Annotated in this window: 11 protein-coding genes; 2 read left to right on the forward strand and 9 right to left on the reverse strand. The window is 33.0% G+C overall.

Going from position 1 to position 20351, the window contains the following annotated elements; genetic code table 11:
• The first annotated feature begins 124 nt into the window (after nucleotides 1–124).
• Nucleotides 125–4441, forward strand: a complete 4317-nt coding sequence (locus tag VP395_RS05760; protein ID WP_346240796.1) for a hybrid sensor histidine kinase/response regulator transcription factor — start codon at nucleotides 125–127, stop codon at nucleotides 4439–4441.
• A gap of 75 nt (nucleotides 4442–4516) precedes the next feature.
• On the opposite strand, the gene VP395_RS05765 is transcribed toward VP395_RS05760, so the two are convergent.
• The 6 genes from VP395_RS05765 to VP395_RS05790 all read right to left on the reverse strand — a co-directional run bounded on the left by VP395_RS05765 (nucleotide 4517) and on the right by VP395_RS05790 (nucleotide 15480).
• Complete coding sequence (locus tag VP395_RS05765; RefSeq protein WP_346240797.1) at nucleotides 4517–5743, reverse strand: T9SS type A sorting domain-containing protein; 1227 nt, start codon at nucleotides 5741–5743, stop codon at nucleotides 4517–4519.
• Between the two features lie 182 nt (nucleotides 5744–5925).
• On the reverse strand, nucleotides 5926–8370 hold the full coding sequence (locus tag VP395_RS05770) for a glycoside hydrolase family 31 protein (RefSeq protein ID WP_346240798.1): 2445 nt from the start codon (nucleotides 8368–8370) through the stop codon (nucleotides 5926–5928).
• Between the two features lie 133 nt (nucleotides 8371–8503).
• The gene (locus VP395_RS05775; protein ID WP_346240799.1) at nucleotides 8504–9178 is read right to left on the reverse strand and encodes a DUF4998 domain-containing protein; all 675 of its coding nucleotides are present in this window, start codon (nucleotides 9176–9178) and stop codon (nucleotides 8504–8506) included.
• Nucleotides 9179–9202: 24 nt separating this feature from the next.
• On the reverse strand, nucleotides 9203–10396 hold the full coding sequence (locus VP395_RS05780) for a DUF5000 domain-containing lipoprotein (RefSeq protein WP_346240800.1): 1194 nt from the start codon (nucleotides 10394–10396) through the stop codon (nucleotides 9203–9205).
• Nucleotides 10397–10422: 26 nt separating this feature from the next.
• Entirely contained in the window at nucleotides 10423–12303 is a 1881-nt protein-coding gene (locus tag VP395_RS05785; protein WP_346240802.1) for a RagB/SusD family nutrient uptake outer membrane protein, read from the reverse strand.
• Between the two features lie 42 nt (nucleotides 12304–12345).
• The gene (locus VP395_RS05790; protein ID WP_346240803.1) at nucleotides 12346–15480 is read right to left on the reverse strand and encodes a SusC/RagA family TonB-linked outer membrane protein; all 3135 of its coding nucleotides are present in this window, start codon (nucleotides 15478–15480) and stop codon (nucleotides 12346–12348) included.
• Nucleotides 15481–15999: 519 nt separating this feature from the next.
• On the opposite strand from VP395_RS05790, the gene VP395_RS05795 reads away from it, so the two are divergent.
• The gene (locus VP395_RS05795; protein ID WP_346240804.1) at nucleotides 16000–17529 is read left to right on the forward strand and encodes a right-handed parallel beta-helix repeat-containing protein; all 1530 of its coding nucleotides are present in this window, start codon (nucleotides 16000–16002) and stop codon (nucleotides 17527–17529) included.
• A 67-nt stretch (nucleotides 17530–17596) separates the two neighbouring features.
• On the opposite strand, the gene rhaM is transcribed toward VP395_RS05795, so the two are convergent.
• From rhaM to VP395_RS05810, 3 genes are read right to left on the reverse strand one after another with little or no spacing between them, the layout of a single operon-like run.
• Nucleotides 17597–17911 (reverse strand): L-rhamnose mutarotase, encoded by a 315-nt coding sequence (gene rhaM, locus VP395_RS05800; RefSeq protein WP_346241009.1) that lies wholly within the window; start codon nucleotides 17909–17911, stop codon nucleotides 17597–17599.
• Between the two features lie 60 nt (nucleotides 17912–17971).
• Nucleotides 17972–19324 carry a TolB-like translocation protein gene (locus VP395_RS05805; RefSeq protein ID WP_346240805.1) on the reverse strand — a complete coding sequence of 451 codons (1353 nt, stop codon included), beginning with the start codon at nucleotides 19322–19324 and terminating at the stop codon, nucleotides 17972–17974.
• 4 nt (nucleotides 19325–19328) lie between these two features.
• Nucleotides 19329–20351, reverse strand: coding sequence for a family 43 glycosylhydrolase (locus tag VP395_RS05810; RefSeq protein ID WP_346240806.1), 1023 nt, complete (start codon nucleotides 20349–20351; stop codon nucleotides 19329–19331).

Here is a 20351-nt window from a genome sequence, read left to right on the forward strand (position 1 = left end):
ATAACCTTTACCTTTTGGTGAAATTTCTTAAAACTATCGCATATTGTCTTATTATTATACTATTAAGTTGTTACAACATCATATACTAGATTAATTAAAACTAATTTAAATTTTGTTAGGTGCCATGAAGTACAAATTCTGTTTTTTTTATTTTCTGCTTCACATAACCTTATCCGCCCAAAATATACATATAGAGAACCTTAATATAAAAAACGGTCTCCCAGATAACTCGGTAAGAGACATTATTCAAGATAAGCAGGGTTATTTATGGTTTGGCACTTTAAATGGTCTTAGTAGATTTGACGGCAAAAACTTTAAAAATTATAACTCGATTCCTGGCGACACAACAAGCTTAACCAATAGCCGAATGGTTAAAATAGTTGAAGACAAAAAAGGCTTTATATGGTGTTGGGCAGACGACTTAAGTTTACAAAGAGTTAATCCTGTTACAAATGAAGTACTAAACTTAAATAAGCATATACTTAAAAATGATTTCCCTGTTGAAGGTTTTAAGATTGTTTCAAATGGTGATATATGGGCATGGGGTAAGAACGGTTGCATTAGAATAGAATATTTAAACAATCATGGATCATTAAGCACAGAAATTTTTAACACAAAAAACGGACTTACAAACAATAACGTTAATCTTGTTTTTGAAGATCATAGAGGAAATATTTGGACAGGAACGGAGAAGGGATTAATAAAAATAAATTTATCAAATAATGGAAAAACAATAAACACCTATTTCGAAAATATAAGCTTTACAAGTTTCTATTCTTACAAAAAGAAAATTTGGCTTGGAACTAAATCTCATGGAATTTACAAATATTCAGTAGAAAATAATAAATTCACCCCATATACTAATGTAAACTATGAATTAGAAGGCAATCCAATACTGTCCATAAATCAATTTAATGATAAAATTGTACTTGCTGGGTCTCAAAAATTTCTTTTTGAAATCAATTTAGAAACGAATAAAACGTCACGCATTTACCATGAAAATTTTGATGGTATTTCTCGATTTTATAATGACAGTTTTAACAGCACATGGTTTATTGCCCAAAAGCGAGGCGTTTTCAAATACAATATCATATCAAAAAAGGTTGAATACTTCGACCTTGAAGCAAACGACCGCCTATTTTTAGGTGATTCAGACAAACAAAGAATCTTGGAGGATAGTAATAAAAACCTCTGGGTTGGAATTCATGGAGGGGGTCTGTTTTTATACAATAGAACCGAAAACAGATTTATAACCTATAAATCCAACGAAGAAAAAGTAGGAAGCATTTCATCAAATATTGTGTTGGAAATTTTTGAAGATTCCTCTAAAAACCTTTGGGTAGGCACCATGTATGGCGGTATTAATAAAATTAATCTTTCTAAAGAAAATTTTATTTGGCATTACCCCATTGACAACCCAGAAAATATTTATGAAAACGAAATACGCGCATCTGTTCAAGATAAAAAGGAAAGGTTATGGTTAGGCAGTAAAGGAGGTAAAATATTTTGTTATAACAAATACAAATTACAGTACACGTTTCCGGACGATCTTTCAGCAATAAACAAGATAAAACTTAAAAACATTAATGTTTACAGTTTATATATCGATACTGAAAACAATTTATGGATAGGCACAAAAGGCAAAGGTTTGTTTGTAATTAAAAATATAATTAATACAAATACTGACAATCTAGAAATAGTACATTTTGACACAAACAAGTCCAAAGCTTTAAATACGGTTTATGCTATAACACAAGATAAAAATAAAAACTATTGGATTGGATCTCACGGCTCAGGCTTAGCTCAAATATCAAGTCCATTTAATAACCCACAAATAATTACTTTTAACCAAAAAAACTCAAATAATCAATTAATAAGCAATTATGTTCGTTGCTTATTTTTTGATAGCGATGACAATTTGTGGATTGGAACCTCTGAAGGACTTAACATTCTACCTTCTAATCAATTAAAAACAAAAAACAAACAATTCATTTCTATTAAAAATATAAAGAAAGATATTAATTCTTTAAGCTATAATTCCATTGACCACATATTTCAAGCAACCAATAAAAGTATTTATGTGTCAACTATGGGAGGCGGTATAAACGTTCTGAATTATGCAAATCTTAAAAACCGTATTTTTAATTGGACCCATTTAGACATGTCTAACGGATTATCCTCAAACAAAATTTTTGCTATGCAAGAAGACTCTGACCAGAACGTTTGGATAAGCACTAGTTTAGGTCTAAACAAATATTATCCTAAAAACAATAAATTTGAAAACTTTTTTGTTGAAGAATACGGTCTAAATTACTTCACTGAAGGCTGTGTCTCCATATTAAGAAACGGCGATTTTTTATTTGGGCATCATAAGGGGTTTTTAACATTCAACCCAAAAAACATAACAAAAGACACAACCGTTTTTCCGTTGGTTTTATCAAAATTCTTCGTAAACGGCAGCGAACAGTTACCAAGAAAATCAAATATAATCAGTAAAAATATTGAATATGAAAATGAGGTAAGTTTATTATATACCCAAAACACTATCCGATTTGACTTTTCTGTTTTAGATTATAAAAATCCTGATAAAATTCAATATTCATACAAATTAGATAATTTCGATACTAATTGGAGTGTTCCACTAACAAACAATACAGCTACCTACCAAAACCTTCCACATGGAAACTATACATTTTTATTAAAAGCAACCAATAGTGATGGCGTAGAATTACCTGAAAAACTTAAATTTAAAGTTAATATAACCCCTCCCTTTTTTAAATCGTTTTTAGGTTATTTTTTAACTTTCATATTCTTTGGCATCATTCTTTTTACATTCTTATACCTTTATAAGAGGCAAATTTCAGCTAAAAATGAAATTGTATTTGCAGATAAGTTAAATGAGAAAAAACTTGAGTATTACACTAATATTTCTCACGAATTCAAAACACCTCTCACACTAATCTCATGTCATTTACAGGATATAATTGATGACGAAAATACATCTAAAACAACCAAAATAAGCACAAATAAAATTCAAAAAAGCACAACATACTTATTAAATTTAGTTGAACAGATTCTTGATTTTAGAAAAATTAGAGAAGAGAAAATGAAACTACATTTAATAAATACCAATATTATTAATTTCATTAAAAATATTCACTCACAATTTATGCCTTTGGCTACTAAAGAAGGTATTAACCTTATATTTAATTACAAACAGAAAAATATATCTGGATATATAGATGTTAAAATACTCAAAAAGGTTATTTATAATTTACTATCAAACGCAATTAAATTCACACCCGCCAATAAAAACATTGAAATATCTTTAAAACTTGCTAAAAATAATGAGTTTATAAAACTTAAAATTAAAGACCAAGGTAAAGGTATCTCTAAAGAAGATCAAAAAAACTTATTTGAACGTTTTGGAAAAAGCGAAAACAGCTCAGGCATCGGATTGTTTTATGTTAAAGAATTAGTAAATTGTCATAAAGGTACTATAGAGATAAATAGCACATTAAATAAAGGTACCAGTTTTATTATATATATACCTATTCGTAAAAACTACTATTCTGGTGAAGAAATCGAAATTAACGATGTAGTAGTTAATGCAAGCAACTTTTACCAACCTAAACTGGAAACTACCATAAATAAAGAAGAAGCTGAAACAGAAAACAACAAATCAAACTCCATACTAGTAATTGATGACAACGACGAAATGCGCGATTATTTAGAGGATAAATTCAAGCATTTTTTTAATGTTTTCACTGCTGAAAATGGTAAAAAAGGTATTGAAGTAGCAACTAAAGAAATTCCAGACATCATTGTTTGCGACCTTATGATGCCATTAGTTGATGGTATTGGCACAGTAAAATTGCTTAGAGAAAATTTCAACACCTGCCACATCCCAATTATTCTCCTCACTGCAAATTCATCCGAACATAAAAAAATAGAAGGAATTAAAATTGGTGCTGATGATTACATTACTAAACCTTTTAACTTCAAATATTTAAAGCTAAAAATAGATGCCCTTATTTCTCAACGTAACAAAATAATTCAGAGTTTAAGTAAAAACCCAGAACTCTCTATGAATATTTTAACAAATACTGACGAAGACAAAAAATTTATTGAGCAAGTAAAACAAATTGTTGAACAAAGTATTGGAGAGGCCGACTTTAACATCAATTCTATTTCATCTAAAATGGGATTAAGCAGAACGGTATTCTATAAAAGAATGAAGGAAATAACTGGGGAAACACCTCATGAATTTATTAGCACTATCCAAATGAAAAAAGCGGCATTATTATTAAAAAACACAAATTATACGATTACAGAAATAAGTGTTATTTGCGGATTTAATGATGCCAATTATTTCTCTAAAATTTTCAAAAAGTATTTTGGACAAACACCAAAAGCCTACCAAATTGACAACAGGGAATAGATGATGCTTTTAATTAAACGAAAAAAGGCTTCACGAAAAACATGAAACCTTTTTATCTAATTAACAAAACCCACTTTAGTCTATTATAATTTTTTTAGTAATAGAACCTCTTTCTGTTTCTATTTGCATAAAATAAAGACCTCTATAATTATTTGATAAATCAACCAATCCAGTGTCTTTTTTTGAAAAAATATTCTTTCCTGTTACATCAAAAACATTCACTTTTTTTATATTCTTAATTCCATGGATAGAAAACAAACCTGGTGACGGATTTGGATAAATTGATACGTTCTCAAATTCGGCATCACTTACACCTAGAGACGCCGTAAGTTTAACAGGAATAGCAACAGTAGACCCTACGGAAACACCCCCATTATCATCTTTAATTTTACCCCCTAAATCGCCGCCAAAAGTAACATATGTGTACCCATTAGCATCAATATTGGCCTCAGGAACTCCCTTAGTTGCATGCAAAGTCCCTTCTTTGTATATTCTAATAAATTGAGAACTTTCTCCACCAAAAAAAGTTCTTGTATCATGAGTATCATAAGAAGTTCCTTGGATAGATGCCAAATTCACTTTATCCGTAGAAAAATCATCATCATTATCTACATAAACCTTATCAAAATAAGCTAGTTGAGATGCAGGGTTTACAGGACGGCTAGTCCAAATATAATCAGTTAAAACATAGAACGGGTTAGAACCATAATTTGGGCTATCAACCAAATCCAATCTTAATATAGCACTTTCCTCATCAGGAAAGTTAGTATATACGGTTGTTTTTAACCAAAAACCATCGCTCATTTGATCTATGGTTTCAACTCCTGTACCTGGCAAATAACACATAGGGTATGAGCGTGTTGGTCTATTAGACGACGTACTACCTCCATTAATATCCGAATTAGACCCTGCTTTATACAGAACTTTAATTGTGTAATAGTATGGCCTTTTATCTGTATATGTCAAATTATGGGGAATACTAATAAAACCTGTACTAGCAAAATCAACTGGTACAGGAACAATTACAGTATTCTCGGTTAATTTACTTTGTCTTCCAGTAAATCCATACTTATACTCAACGCTCTCTACATCGTCTAGTGTTTCTCCTCCTGCATCAAATGATGGCACGGTAAAAGTTATGTCTAATTTACCTTCTACAGCCGTAGAAGAGGTTGTTACATCTACTAAAAAAGCTACCTTTAGAGGGTCAATCTTACTTAAAATAGTGTCGTTAACGGTAACCTGCGCAATCATTGTTAATGGCAATAATACCATTAAAAAATTTAAATAGTTTTTTTTCATGTCTTAATTAATTTAATTGTTAGAATGATAAAATTAACATGAACTACTTTTGAATATATGGAGTATCGTACTAATAAAGGCAGAAAATCGTGCCGATTAAATTTATTTCAAAAGAAAACCCTAGGTTATTGAATTACAACAAACTAAGGCTCTCCTTACTAAACTAAACAACTATACTCTATTTACTTATTTACAACTATTTTAATATCTTCTTTATTAGTTAATTTAGAAGAAACCAATAACACACCGTCTTTATATAAAACATCTCCATCATTCTCAATTAAATGAATCTTATCATTTATTTTAACAGCAATTGGTTTTTCAGGTAAATGAAACTTTACTATATATGTTAATTCATTTCCTTTAAATTCACCTTTAGTTGTATAGATTTTTAATGAAATGCTGTTTTCTAGAACTTCAGATGATATGATTGTTGTATTAAAATTACCGTTTTGGTATTCTAAACTTTTACCATCATCATTATAAATAGTAAATGTGTTTGACTTATTTGGATAAACATCTAAAATTAATTGCGTAATTTCTTTCTCTCCAACATAATTTCCAGTTTCTTGCGTTGGAATAATAGCTCCTTCTTTCACAAAAATAGGCACTTGATCTATAGGGCATAATATATTGTAAGACTGCTTGCCTTCATAAGTTTTTCCTGTCCAATAATCTGTCCAAATTCCTTCTGGCAAATAAACTATTCTGGTTTGAGCTCCTTTTTGAGTTACAGGACAAATCATTAAACTCTCGCCCAACATGTATTGATCTGTTATGTTATAAACATTCACATCGTTTTGATATGCTAATACTAAGGCACGCATTAATGGAGTTCCTTTTTCATACATTTGATATGAATGACTATATAAGTAAGGAATTAGACTATAACGTATTTCATCGTATTTCTTAAAAATACGTAATGCTTCATCGCCGTAATTCCATGGCTCTTTATAATTAGGATGTTCCATACCAAATAAATGCGCTATTGGACTTAGCAAACCAAATTGACACCAACGAATATACAATTCTGGGTCTGCAACATGCTCAAAACCTCCCATACAATGCGACCAATTACCAACACCAGAAAGCCCAATATTCAAACCTGCTTTTATAACAGGTTCAAAGTATTGCCATTCACTTGGCCAATCACCAGCAAAAATAAACGGGTAACGTTGTATCCCTGCATACCCTTCACGGGTATGGTTCATTCCTCTTATACCATTATATTCTTGAAACTTTTCATACGGCGCTTTAGCATAAGCTATAGGAAACAAATTGTGTAGTGCTTTAACCCCTTCTCCTTGTGGCCCCACTTTGTTACTCTCGTTTGCTTTCCTTCCAAAAGCACTACCTTCATCGGTTTTTAAAAACATCGCACCTTGTTCTGCTACTCGCTTTACACCGTTTTCCCACCACCAATCTACCGATTTTTTATCGAAAAAATTAACAAATTCACCAGCATTATCTTCTTCCGGATATACAAACCCTTTCTCTCTAGCTTCGTCCAACAATTGTAATTCCTTACCATTATCAAACCGTGGCCTTAAATGAAGACCCACCATGCTTATGTTCAAATCATACAAATCTGAAAACATTTTTTCTGGATTTTTAAAAGTGTCTCTCCATTCGAAAGTCGTAGCACCTTTACCTCCACTTTTACCAAAAATACGCCATGTGGAGTCTAGATGTAAAATATCAATAGGAATCTGTAACTCTCGAAACTTTTTAACAAGATTAACTACATAATCTGTTGATGTATATTTTTCTTGACCCCAAGTTCCTCCACTATATGTACCTACATGTAATCCTAAAGCAAATTTTGGCAATAATGGTGATTTACCTGTTATAGTTGTATAACTATCCAGTATATAGGTAAATGTTGGCCCGTAAATGAAATAATAATCTAACTCTCCTTCTTCGGCTTGAAAACTGTATGTATCTGAATTGCTTGAACCCATATCCCATGTTGTTGGGTACGCGTTATGAAAAAATACGCCATAACCTTTAGTACTCATGAAAAATGGGATGGGACTATAATTAGCATCTAAAACATTATATGCACCAATAATATGTGGCTTCCCTAAGCCTCTACCCACGTTTAATTCCAGCTTTTTACCGCGACGATCTAAAAAATCCATACGCTCTCCAAAACCAAAAAAATGTTCATCTTTTTGTAACTTCTTTACTACCCCAACAGTTTTTCCATTTTGGAAAGCTCCTAAGTTTATATTAGATTTCTCGCTAACTTCTGAAGACAGCATGTTATTTTTAGAATCAAAAATTTGAATTAAGAAAGGTTTCTTTTTTACATTAATTTTTAATGTCTCTGTTGCTATTGTAATATGGGTGTTTGTTTCTTCTAAGTTATAGAGAGTAGTATCCCAACTATAATTAGAGACCATCCAATGCTCATTTTCTTCAAACTTGTTATTCCAACTAGTTCTAATTCTAACTATGGATGGTGTACAAAACTCTAGAATTATTGAAGCTTTTGTGGTTTTTATATTTAATTCATTTCCTTCTTTAAAAAGTATTTTTTCAAAATTCCCAATAGCCTTTTGAGCATTGACAGTGTTTATTAAAAGCAAGAAAAAACAAGAAAAAATCCGATAACTATATTTCATAATTTTTCGTTAGGGTATTCTATCTAAGAATATTTTTGTGGTTTCTGTTAATACATTAGTTAATACTTTGGGTTTGATATTAATGTTTCCAAATAATATCAAACCCAAAAAATCATAAAATTCAATAAAGATTTTATATACTAGACCAATCTGTACTAAACGTATCGATACAAGTAGCGTTAGGCAAAAAAATTGTAGAAAATTCACCACCAGATTTATAATCGGTAATGGTAATGGTTTTTTCGCTTGCAAGCAGTGTTGCAATTACTTCTGCATCAGAACTATTCATATACTTAATTTGTGTTTCAACAGCTCCATTTGAAATATCTGCTGTACCAAACTCAAGCGTTAAAGTACCTGTAACTAAATTTGGCACTGCACTAATTAATTCTCTGTTAGAAATAAGTTTTTCGTAGTTAGTTCCATATGATGTTCCAAACACCTCTACTGGCACAGAAATATTTCCATTTACATCATACGTTTTAATAACTAATGAATATGTGTTTTCTGGCATATTATCCATCAAGACTTCCATAAGTTTATTTGTTTCTGTTACTGGAACCGAAATAGAATCGGTAAAGAAATTCCAAAAAACACGTGCTTCTTTAACAGATGGGTCGCCTGGTGTTAATACTTCTATTTTTATTCTGTTTTTTCCAGAATAGCTTACTGGATTTAATACTTTTCCAGGATAAACTTTATTTGATGAAGATTTTACAAACCCTTCATAAATATCGGTTTGATCCTGACAAGCAAACATCCCTAAGGCTAGAATGCCTATAATTATATATTTAATATTATTTTTCATTTCTTTTACATTTAAATTTAATATTTATTCGTCAAGTTTTCCCCAGAAGGTCATTTCGGTAATAATAACGAATGCCCCAGCTCCGTAAGTTTCATTAAACTTAAAGCGGTAAAAACGGTATCCTTGTGGAATAACAGTAAATTCGTAATCAAGACCTGCTCGAGCATAGTCAATATCTTCTTGTGTACGTTGCTTGTGGGGTAAGCCCGAAGGCTTATACGGTCTGCCAAATTGATAAAGAAATGTCCAATTATCCCAAGAACCATCTGGATTCGGATTATTTGAGCCATAAACTTCCCAATCAGTAGGCAAATTTCCATCTGTATATTCTTCGTCTCCACGCTGCCACATTTTTAATCTACTTAATATATATTTATTCCCAAAATCTAAAGAAATCCATTTAGGCATAGGGTCTTGGTTTTGATCTGAAGCCCAAAAATTACTATTAGAATTTATAACACCGTCCCATAAATGCGTGATTGGATTTTTAGAGCGCAAAGATCTAGAATCTGTTGGAAGCCTTAAATCTGCAAAGTCATCTTTCGGAATTTCAATTTCAAATAAAGGTGTTAATGTTACTTTAATTAAATCGGTTTTATTTCCAAAAGGATCACTAACTATTAATGCAAAGTTAGTTTCTACTGCATCAAAACCTCTTAGAACCCATCTTCCACTAGGTAGTTTTGTATAAAGTTTATCATAAGGCACATACTCTATAGAAGTACCTAAAGTATCTACCAAAACTTGCAGAATTATATTGGCTTCATCTAAATTATTGTATAAAACTTCAATCCCTCCAAAAACAGCATTCATCTCAATTGTTTCTGCAACATTATATATTGAAGGTGTTAAGGGATTAAAACTTTTCTCAATGGCTTTTGATTCTTTTGTGTTTCTTCCTACACTATAAAATTTTATATTATGAGTATTGGTATCTCCAAAACCTTCTAATATTAATTCGTTATCATATTTAGAAGATTTAGCTTCACGGGTTACACCAGCAGGTGCTTCGTAAACAGCTTTAACATAAAGAAAATTATCATCATTAGGTATTTCATATTTCACAACACCTCCTCCTGGAGTTGGCGTGATTTCAATATCACTAATTTGTGCAGGAGCACTACCAGACTTATCGGTTAAATCTTCACGACCTTCTTCTTGGCAGCCCAATGCTATCAATAAGAAAAAAACGAATATATATTTTAAATTGCTTTTCATGATTTATGTTTTTTATAATTCTTATTTTACCAACCTAAATTTTGCACTAGATTTCGGTTTCGAATAATGTAACTATCCTTAATTGGCAAGAAATAATCCTTTGTTCCAAACTTTTGTGTAAATACAACTCTTGGTATGCTATAAAGCGCTGCTGTTTCTTGATCTAAGTTCCAAGTTAACACATCATTATTCATAATAGCTGGGGCTATTTTCCATCGTCGAATATCCCAATAACGTTTTCCTTCAAATGCAAGCTCTATGCTACGCTCTTGTTGTATAATAGCCCTTAAACCTTCTTTTGTTTGAGGTTTTGTTGGATTGGTTGAGAAATTAGCCCAAGCATTATCAACACTATCTAAACCAGCACGTTCACGAACTTTATCTATATACAATTTAACCTCGCTTGATGGCCCATTGGCTTCGTTTAATGTTTCGGCATATAATAAATATAAATCTGCCAAACGAATTATTGGCCAAGGATATGAATTTACTGAATAGCTTGTGGGTGGGGTTTGTACGTTTTCATAATGCACCAATTTTTTAATATAGCTTCCAGTTGCATTACTATTGTTTTGCTGTTTAGCTTTGGTGCGTATATAGAACAAATCTCCTTCATCAAACTTTCTTTGTCCATACCAAATACCTCCATCAAAACCAATATTTGCATAATATCTGTTCTCACGATCAAAATTATAACTTGCAGTTTCATAATTAGTATGAATATTTGGATAATCTGCAGATACAGCTACTTTAGTACTAAACCTATCGTTATAATTCCAAGTATTGTCTTCATCAATAGGCACCCCGTTTTTTGTGTAATATTGATCTGTAATTTTCAATGGCGTCCCTAATTCGTGTCTAATTTGTGAATTATCTGTATTTGTCTCATCTACAAAAGGTGTTACAAAACGTTGCAAACTACTTACTATGCTTTGTGTATTTGCCCAGATAATCTCTGTATTCCATTTTTCAGTTATGGCAGTTCTTAAACTTAACTGTGTTATGGTGGCATCTGAAAGTGGTTTTCCTATGGTATTTTGAAACTCGTGCAATTTAAAACCAAGACTCTCACAAAGGTCAATAGCTTCTTTACATGCAGTTGCTGCTTTTGCCCATCTTGTTTCATCATAAATTTGATTGAATAACTGCGTACCATCATTATTTACCAATGCTGCAAAATCTGTATTTTTATTAAAAAGCGGACTTGCATGAAACGTTAATACTGTTGCTTTTAATGCTAATGCGATAGGCTGTGTTATTCTTCCTAAAGAAGCAATAGGGTCTGTGATTTCAAGTGGTAGGTTTTCAATAGACTCATCAAGAAGACTTACAACAAAATTAAAACAATCATCCACCGGTTGGCGTGATACACGAACCTGATCAATAGTTGCATCAATTGGTAAACTTTCGTCTACTATTGGAATTGGTCCATAATGTTTAACTAGATAAAAATGATAATAGGCTTTTAGAAACTTCACCTCGGCTATCCATTCTCTTTTTTCAAGAGAATCCATATCTGGAACTATATCAATATTTTCTAAGAAAATATTACAGTCGCGAATAGCCTTATACATATTATCCCATATCTCATTACCTATAGGGTCTATTTTATTTTGTCCCCCTTTTGCTGTATCGAATATGCGATGCTCAAAGTTTTTAGATGACCCTGGTGCTGAGTTAAACGCCCATATTTCGTCGCCTCCAACTAACCCAAAATTACTTGCAGGATCTGAATGATTAGGCATATAAGAATAACAGGTGAAAAGGTATTTCTCTGCATTTACACGCAAACTAAATGCATCATCAATGGTTGCCAAGTTATCTGGCACCACATCAAGGTAGCTGTCGCAAGATCCTAGAGAGATAAAAGCAACAACAATTAAACTCCATATTTTATTTTGTTTCATTTTGTTCATTTTTTAAATTATTTAAAAACAAATAGTCTGTAATTAATTAAAACTAATATTCATTCCTATATTCACTGTACGCTGTATAGGATAGCCTAAGCCATTTCCGCCCATTTCAACATCCCACTTTTTGAATTTACTAAACGTTAATAAATTTGATGCATTTAAATACACTCTAAACGTAGTCATACCCAATGTTTCTTTCACTTTGTCTGGCAGGTTATACCCTACCTCAACTTGTTTAAGCCTTAAGAATGACCCATCTCGCATAAACCATGTACTAGTCTGTGTATTGTTTTCGTTTTTTTGTGTATCTAATCGGGGCCAAAAAGCATAAAGATCCCGATTACTTTCAGACCAATAACTGTCTGAAATCACTTTTAAGACCTGATTTTCTCCACCGCCAGAAGCAACAAACGGTGCTATACTATTTGGATCAATCCAAAAAGATTCATTAGTTAAACCTTGAAAAAAGGCAGAAACATCGAAGTTTTTATATCCAAATGAAAATCCGAAGCCATAAACAATTTCAGGAAGCGTTGGGTTACCAATAGCCACCATGTCTGCTTCTGTAATTTCACCATCGCCATTTACATCGGTATATTTAATATCACCACCACCTACTACGGTACCTCCAAAATTTTGCGTTGGTGAATTTTGAGCTTCTTCATCATCAACAAACAAACGCTCTGCTATATACCCATAAGTTTGTTGAATTGATTTACCAACTCTGGAACGCCAGTACTCATCGTAATCTGGTTCTTCATATATTTCAAATTTATTAGTTGCATATGTGAAGTTTCCTCTAGCCGAAAACCAAGTACCATCGTTCCAATTATGGCGAAAATCAGCCGATAAATCTATCCCTCTACCTGAAGCTTCACCTAAATTGGCTTTAATTGCTGTTTGTAAGCCCATAGTACTAGGAATGGCTTCTCTTTCCATTAAAATATTGGTACGACGTTCCTTAAAAAAATCGGCTTGAACGGTCAATTTATTAAATAAACTTACCTCAAGCGCAATGTTTGTTTTATGAGCTATTTCCCAAGTAATATCTGGATTTGCATATCTACTAACTCGCACCCCGTTTCTGGTATATCCATTTTCCCTACCAAAAGATGCCGATCTGCCTCCATCATTTAAGTTAACCTCAGATAAATAAAAGAAACGATCTGCAGCCGATCCAATACCATCGTTCCCAACAATACCATAAGAAGCTCTAAGACGGAAATTATTTACGATATCTTTATAGGATTTCCAAAACTTTTCGTTTGAAATTGTCCAAGCAGCACCTGCCGACGGGAAAAACCCAAAACGTTGCGATTCATGAAATCTTTCTGAACCATTATACCCAAAATTGAATTCTGCAAAATAACGATTATCATAAGCATAAGTACCCCTACCAGATATTCCTAAATTTCTAAATGGAAGTGAGGTTTGAAGGCTACTAAAATCACTATCTAAGGTTTCATTCATTCGATATACCAGCAAGCCGCTTACCTGATGTTTTTCATTGAATTTTCTACTATAAGTTAACTGACTTTGTAAAAAGAACGTTGAGCTAACTGTTATATCACCCCCTTGTGGGTCTCCAAGCGTTTCTGTACCTGTATCTGGATTTAATTGTTCTAAACTATACGTGTTGTTTACAGGGTTGTAGTTTCCTGCTTCATAGTAGAATGGATTATACGACCTTTTTACCTCAAAATACGAATTACGGTTAGTATTAACCATAATATTAAACTTCAACCCTTCAGTTACGCTTGAAAGATCTTGATTGATCTCAAATTGCGCTAACATTCTAGACCTTGAGTAGTCTTTATAACCTCTTACCATTTCAGCATAAGGATTTAAATAATTACCATCACCATAATTCCCGAATAAGATGTGGCGTACAAACTTATGATCTTCATCAACTGGATAATACGCTGGAAATAATACTGGATTAGAGCGCACTGCCATTTTATAAACATCAGAACCACCATTAAGTGGCCCTGTATAATCGTCAAACACACCATTTAACCTAACAACCAACTCTGTAGATGGAGATAAATCAATGTTCACGTTCGACCTTAAAGTGTAGGTATTAAGTTTAATATTACTATTAAAATTATTGCGTTTATGTGTTTTTAATATACCGTTATCTGTATTGTACGAACCTGCAACAAAATATCTAGCTACCTTACCACCACCACTTACATTTAAGTTCATGCGCCTATTATTGGTTTGGTCTTTAAACAATAACTCATTCCAATCATTAGTTGGATAAAAATATTTATTTGTACCATTAATGGTATTTTCTATTTTTTGAGGAGAATAAAGTGTTTGCCCTAGAGGATCCCTTGTTAACACTGCTTCGTTATGCATATTCATAAACGTTACTGGGTCTGCAAATTCAACATTTCTAGTAGGTGCTGAAGTTGAGTTTTCAACACGTAACGAAATTTTAGCAGGTCCTTCGACCCCTTGTTTTGTTTGAACTAAAATAACACCATTGGCACCACGGGCTCCATATAATGATGTAGCAGTTGCATCTTTTAAAACCGAGAAGCTTGCAATGTTGTCTTTTTGCAAACGCGCCAAATCAGTTGAAGTTAGTTCAATACCATCAATTAAAATTAATGGACTTCTATTAGCCTGAGTTCCAAAAGTAGTTACACCACGTACAAAAAAATCTGCATTATCTTCTCCAGGTTCTCCACTACGTTGGTAAGCAATTACACCTGCTGCTTGTCCAGCTAATGCCGTAGTAAGGTTACTAGTAGATATTTTTTGTAAATCTTTGGCGCTTATGGTTGAAACAGCACCTATCATATCGGTTTTTTTCTGCTCACCAAAAGCTACTACAACCACCTCATTTAATGCTTCGGTGTCGTCTTGCAACGTAACGTTAATAGTAGATTGTCCAGCTATACTAACTTCCTGCCTAATCATCCCTACATAAGAGAAAATCAGTGCTTTAGCATCATCTGGAATCAAGAATTCATACTTCCCATCAAAATCGGTAGTAGTTCCTATCGAGCTGCCTTTTACAATAATGGTAACGCCTGGTAGCGGCATTCCTCCCTTATCTGAAACAACTCCTGCTATACTAATCTTACTTTGCGCACAAATGGGCAAAGTTAATATCACTCCTAATAAAAAGAAGTAGTATTTAATATTCTGTTTTATTTTCATGCCTTATTATTTAGTTGGTTTTTTTAGTTGGTTTTTGTTTTGTAGTTCGTGTTACTTTTTTAAGTACAGGCATCATACTTTTAAATAAACCTTCAACACATTAATTAAAAGAATCGCTTTCTCTTTCATATTACAGTTTTAGTTAATAAATTTTAAAATACTATGAAGGCAAATTAAAAGGAATAAGCTTCCTTTAATAGAGAATATTGTACTTATAAAACAGGAAAACCGTACTTCAATACCAATCAAAATAAGGCTTTGAAACATTTTGACTATTAAATCTCTAAACAACTTGATCTCTGTTTCAAATAAAAAAACAAATCATTTGTTGTTTAAATTTAGATAGGTCTTAATTGAAAATCTTGAATTTGCAAACTTTGAAGTAATATTGAGTAATAAATTTTATACAGAAGAGTATTTGGAACTTAAAAAATGATATTAATGAAGAAATAAAATCCACAAACACTTTTTAACATTTAAAGTAACTATCTTTATACTTCCATTATAAATCACTTAATCATGGCACATAAAACTCTAATTATCATACTGTTTTTAAATGTTTTTTTTGTTTTCCCAATAGAAAACCCATTAAGTAAATCAAACCATAATATTGAAACAACCGCCTCTGTATCCAATAGTGCTGTGGCCGATTTTGTTGTAAGCACCCCACAAGAGCTTACAAATGCACTTGCTGCAATAACTGCTGGGGGCAATATTTTTATAAGAGAAGGAAATTACGTTTTCACCTCTAGAATTAGTATTTCAAAAAGTGGCACTTCTTCGAATCTTATTTCAATACTTCCACATCCTGATAATACGGGAAGAGCAAAGCTAGATTTTTCGTCCATGGCTGAAAACTCATCCAATCGTGCAATAACACTATCCGGTTCCTATTGGCATATAAAAGGCATTGATATTTTTGGAGCTGGAGATAATGGTATGTTTATAGGTGGTAGTAATAATTTAATAGAGTTTTGCACTTTTAGTGAATGTAAGGATTCTGGGCTTCAAATAGGAAGCGGAGGCAGTAACAACACCATTTTAAATTGTGATTCATTTAATAATGCAGATTCTTCTATAGAAAATGCCGATGGTTTTGCATGTAAATTAGATGCAGGAACTGGCAATAAGTTTATTGGTTGTCGTGCATGGCAAAATCTAGATGATGGCTGGGATGGATACTTAAGACCAGCAGATAATATTACAACTACCCATGAAAATTGTTGGGCGTTTAGAAACGGTTACTTAAAAAATGGCACCATAGGTGGTGGTGATGGTAATGGCTTTAAAACTGGCGGTAGTGATGATAAACTACTAAAACATAACGCCATCTACAAAAATTGTATTGCTGCAGGGAATGTATTTGATGGTTTTGACCATAATAGTAACCGTGGCGATGTAACGCTTTACAATTGTTCTGCATATAGCAACGGAAGAAATATAAACTTTAGTAGCACAAACATAGCAAATTCACTTACTATTAAAAATACTATATCCATTTCGGGAGTTTCAGGTGGCGATAGCTATTCTGCGACTACTACAAATATAACCAACAATAGTTGGCAAAATGGTCTTGTTGCCAATGCTTCAGATTTTGTTAGTTTAGATATGACTTTACTAACCGCTCCAAGAAAAGCAGATGGTAGTTTACCTGATATTGATTTTATGAAACTGGTACCTGACAGCGATTTAATTGATAAAGGAGTCGATGTTGGCTTAGCATTTAATGGTGCTGCGCCAGATTTAGGTGCTTTTGAGTCTGTTGCTTTAGGTATGGATGATTTTGTAGTTGAACAAGGTGTATTTAATTACCCAAATCCGTTTTCAACTGAAACGCATGTTGTTTTTCACACCAAAGAAACTTCTAAAATAGGAGTTTCTATCTATAATTTAATGGGAGTAAACGTATTCAACATCGCAGAAAAAACATATCCTGCAGGGAAAAATTCCATCCTATTGGACAGAAACAAATTGGCGTCTGGAAATTACTTATTGGTTATAAAAGGAAGAGACCACCAAAGAAATAGCAAACTTATTACCATTCAATAATTCCAATTAACTTGAAATCAGCATAAAATCAACTTTCATTTCTGGAATTAGTAACATTTTTTAGTTATTAATCTAAATGAAAGACCTCTTTTAAGGGTTTGGCAACTGGCGAATTATCTGGATTAGTCTCCATAATATCTGCCATATATGCCCACCACTTTTTCACAATAGGATGGTTAGGCAAATAGGCTTCATCAAAATCTTTACTTATTTTTTGAACAGCAAAAAGCGTTAAGGTTTCTTCATCTAAAAAAATACTGTAATCTTGAATACCAGTTTTGGAAAGTAGTGCTGACAATTCGGGCCAAATTTCATCATGACGCTTTTTATATTCAGCTTCAAAACCTGGTTTTAATTTCATTTTAAAGGCATTTATCTTCATCATTTTTTTTAGTTGTTATGTAGAATCCAGTATTTCGTTTGGTTTTAATTGTTACTAATTCTATTTTTCTGAATAAGTTCTTTCAAGCCAAGACTTAGGAACATGAACGATACAAATATTCATTGATTTATCATCTTTTGATAGCATCGCAGATTGAATTTGAATTTTTGTTCCGTCTGGACTAAAAGATGGATGCGCATGATCTGCAGCAGTTACTTTATGCCCTGTAGTGAGCATCATCATTTCCCTTGTATGCCTATCTATTAAGTAAACGCTTCTAGAAAAATCATCACCTACTGCCCATCGCCCATCGCTAGATCCGTGAACATGCCACAACCCACTACCACTTGGGGTTTGCCCAGCAATAGTCATTTCTTTAGTTCGTAAATTAACGATTGCCAAACCGGTTGGTTTTTCACGAGTTCCCGAAGGTCCCCAATTACTTTCCTGCCCTGGGTTTTCCGGGTTTCTAACAGCTTTGCTTTCTGTTACTTCTACAGGTTTATCTTCTATTATATCTACTTTTCGATGCCCCATAATAGCCATAGCTACCTCATCTTTTGTTATAACAGCTTCATGGGTAACCCACTCATAATCAGCCTCGGGATATAGCGGACGCAACCCAGAACCATCAGCCAACACCGTCCATGTGCGTTGTGGCGATTTCCCTCCTGTTTCCCAACAAAAAACCAATTCACCAGCATTCCATGGGTTGGTCTGTATATGTCCTATTTGAAAAGGCACAGAAATTACATGCTCGGTTTTGCCTGTTATAATATTCATTTTTGCTATTCCGTCTGGACCAGCACCCATATTACGTGGTCCAAAATTCTCTTCTATTTTAACATTTGGACTCAGGTATTTTACAGCGGTTTCTTTACCTATTTTAAAATAAACCCACTCTTCATCTGCATCAAGTGCCAAATCGCCGCCAGCTTTCATATCGGCAGGTGTGGTGCCGCATATTCTTTCGTAATTTGAAATTGGTTTCATAACACCCGCCTTACTATCTGTAAAAACCTTGCCAAGATTTACTTCTACTATTTGCATTATATCTTTATCTGCCTTTCGCATAAAGTATAACTTCATTGATTTTTGAGCAATGTTTAGCATGCCCGTAAAACCGCCTTCGGTTACTTGAACTATATCACCAGTTTCTTCGTTAACCGCCATGGCCTCCCCACGTACTCTTCTTGATTTAAAAATTAACCATTTACCGTCCGATGTCCATTGCGGGTGTGTGGGATATATTTTAGAATCTCCCTTAGGTTCACTTGTTAAAAAAATTAATTCGGTTCCTGTTACTGAATCGATAACTACTTTTTTTTCAGATGGAAATCGGGCACCTATTTGGCTATATACTGTTGAGCTAAATAAAATAATACTACCCAAAACTAGAATTATGTGTTTCATCTATTTAATTTTTTTTATGTTTAAAGAACGGTTTAATCTTAATAATTACTGGTTTGTTTCTGTTGCATATAATTTCACCATTAACATATTCCAATTCGGCTACTTGAATGGAACTTCGTCGGGTTTGATACGTGTCTTTTCCTTTGTTTTCCGACAATCTTCCTGGGTGTGTAAAATAAAAGACATAAGCTTTATCTCCACTAACAACAACATCGGAATGCCCACCTATAACGGCATCATCTAATCCAGTACCCGGAATTTGTAAAATGTTGTTTTCTTGTCGATTCCAATTAACAAAATCTTCAGAGGAATAAACCCCCAAACCATTCCAAGCATCGTTAACCATCCAGTTTTTTCCTTTCCATGAAAATACTTTAGGCCCTTCGCCCCTATCATTTACAACTTTTTTCCCACTATCAACCCAATGGTATAAGTCGTCACTATCGGCGTAATAAATGGATTTTCCATCGTTCTCATTATTATAATACATACGCCATTTACCGTTTGGTAATTGAAAAACAGATGCATCAATACAGCGTTCGGAAGCTAATTTTAATTGCGATTCAAACTTCCAATCGGTTAAATTTTTACTTGTTAAATGAATAATATAACGTGGGTGGTACCAATCTTCAAAAATACCAGGAACGATAGTTAAATACATATGGTAAACACCTTTATATTCAATAACATCAGGTGCCCAATGTGTAACATCTTTAATTTGATAATCTATATTACAAGTGTCTTTATAAGTCCAATGTGCCCCATCTAAAGATTCTGCAATACCAATTCTAGTACCGTGTACCCATGCAACACCACTAGCTGTAGAGTCTTTTGCTCGCCTATTAGTATAAAACATAAACCATTTTTTTTCGTGTTTGTTCCAAATAACGGAAGGGTCGGCTGCACCATCAAAAATAGGGTCTCTAAACAATGGTTTATCTGCTATATTGGTTTTACTGTTGCTTTTTTGAGCATGGCAGGATATACAACATATCATTAAAAATAGGTAAGCAAATTTTAATCTCAT

This window comes from Mariniflexile soesokkakense (genome assembly GCF_039650365.1).
GTDB classification, from domain to species: domain Bacteria; phylum Bacteroidota; class Bacteroidia; order Flavobacteriales; family Flavobacteriaceae; genus Mariniflexile; species Mariniflexile soesokkakense.

Bases quoted from the DNA above. Each gene is read 5' to 3' on its own strand.
- VP395_RS05790 (WP_346240803.1), bottom strand. From the start codon at position 15,480: ATGAAAATAAAACAGAATATTAAATACTACTTCTTTTTATTAGGAGTG.
- VP395_RS05760 (WP_346240796.1), top strand. From the start codon at position 125: ATGAAGTACAAATTCTGTTTTTTTTATTTTCTGCTTCACATAACCTTA.
- VP395_RS05775 (WP_346240799.1), bottom strand. From the start codon at position 9,178: ATGAAAAATAATATTAAATATATAATTATAGGCATTCTAGCCTTAGGG.
- VP395_RS05765 (WP_346240797.1), bottom strand. From the start codon at position 5,743: ATGAAAAAAAACTATTTAAATTTTTTAATGGTATTATTGCCATTAACA.
- VP395_RS05780 (WP_346240800.1), bottom strand. From the start codon at position 10,396: ATGAAAAGCAATTTAAAATATATATTCGTTTTTTTCTTATTGATAGCA.
- VP395_RS05770 (WP_346240798.1), bottom strand. From the start codon at position 8,370: ATGAAATATAGTTATCGGATTTTTTCTTGTTTTTTCTTGCTTTTAATA.
- VP395_RS05785 (WP_346240802.1), bottom strand. From the start codon at position 12,303: ATGAAACAAAATAAAATATGGAGTTTAATTGTTGTTGCTTTTATCTCT.
- VP395_RS05810 (WP_346240806.1), bottom strand. From the start codon at position 20,351: ATGAGATTAAAATTTGCTTACCTATTTTTAATGATATGTTGTATATCC.
- VP395_RS05795 (WP_346240804.1), top strand. From the start codon at position 16,000: ATGGCACATAAAACTCTAATTATCATACTGTTTTTAAATGTTTTTTTT.
- rhaM (WP_346241009.1), bottom strand. From the start codon at position 17,911: ATGAAGATAAATGCCTTTAAAATGAAATTAAAACCAGGTTTTGAAGCT.
- VP395_RS05805 (WP_346240805.1), bottom strand. From the start codon at position 19,324: ATGAAACACATAATTCTAGTTTTGGGTAGTATTATTTTATTTAGCTCA.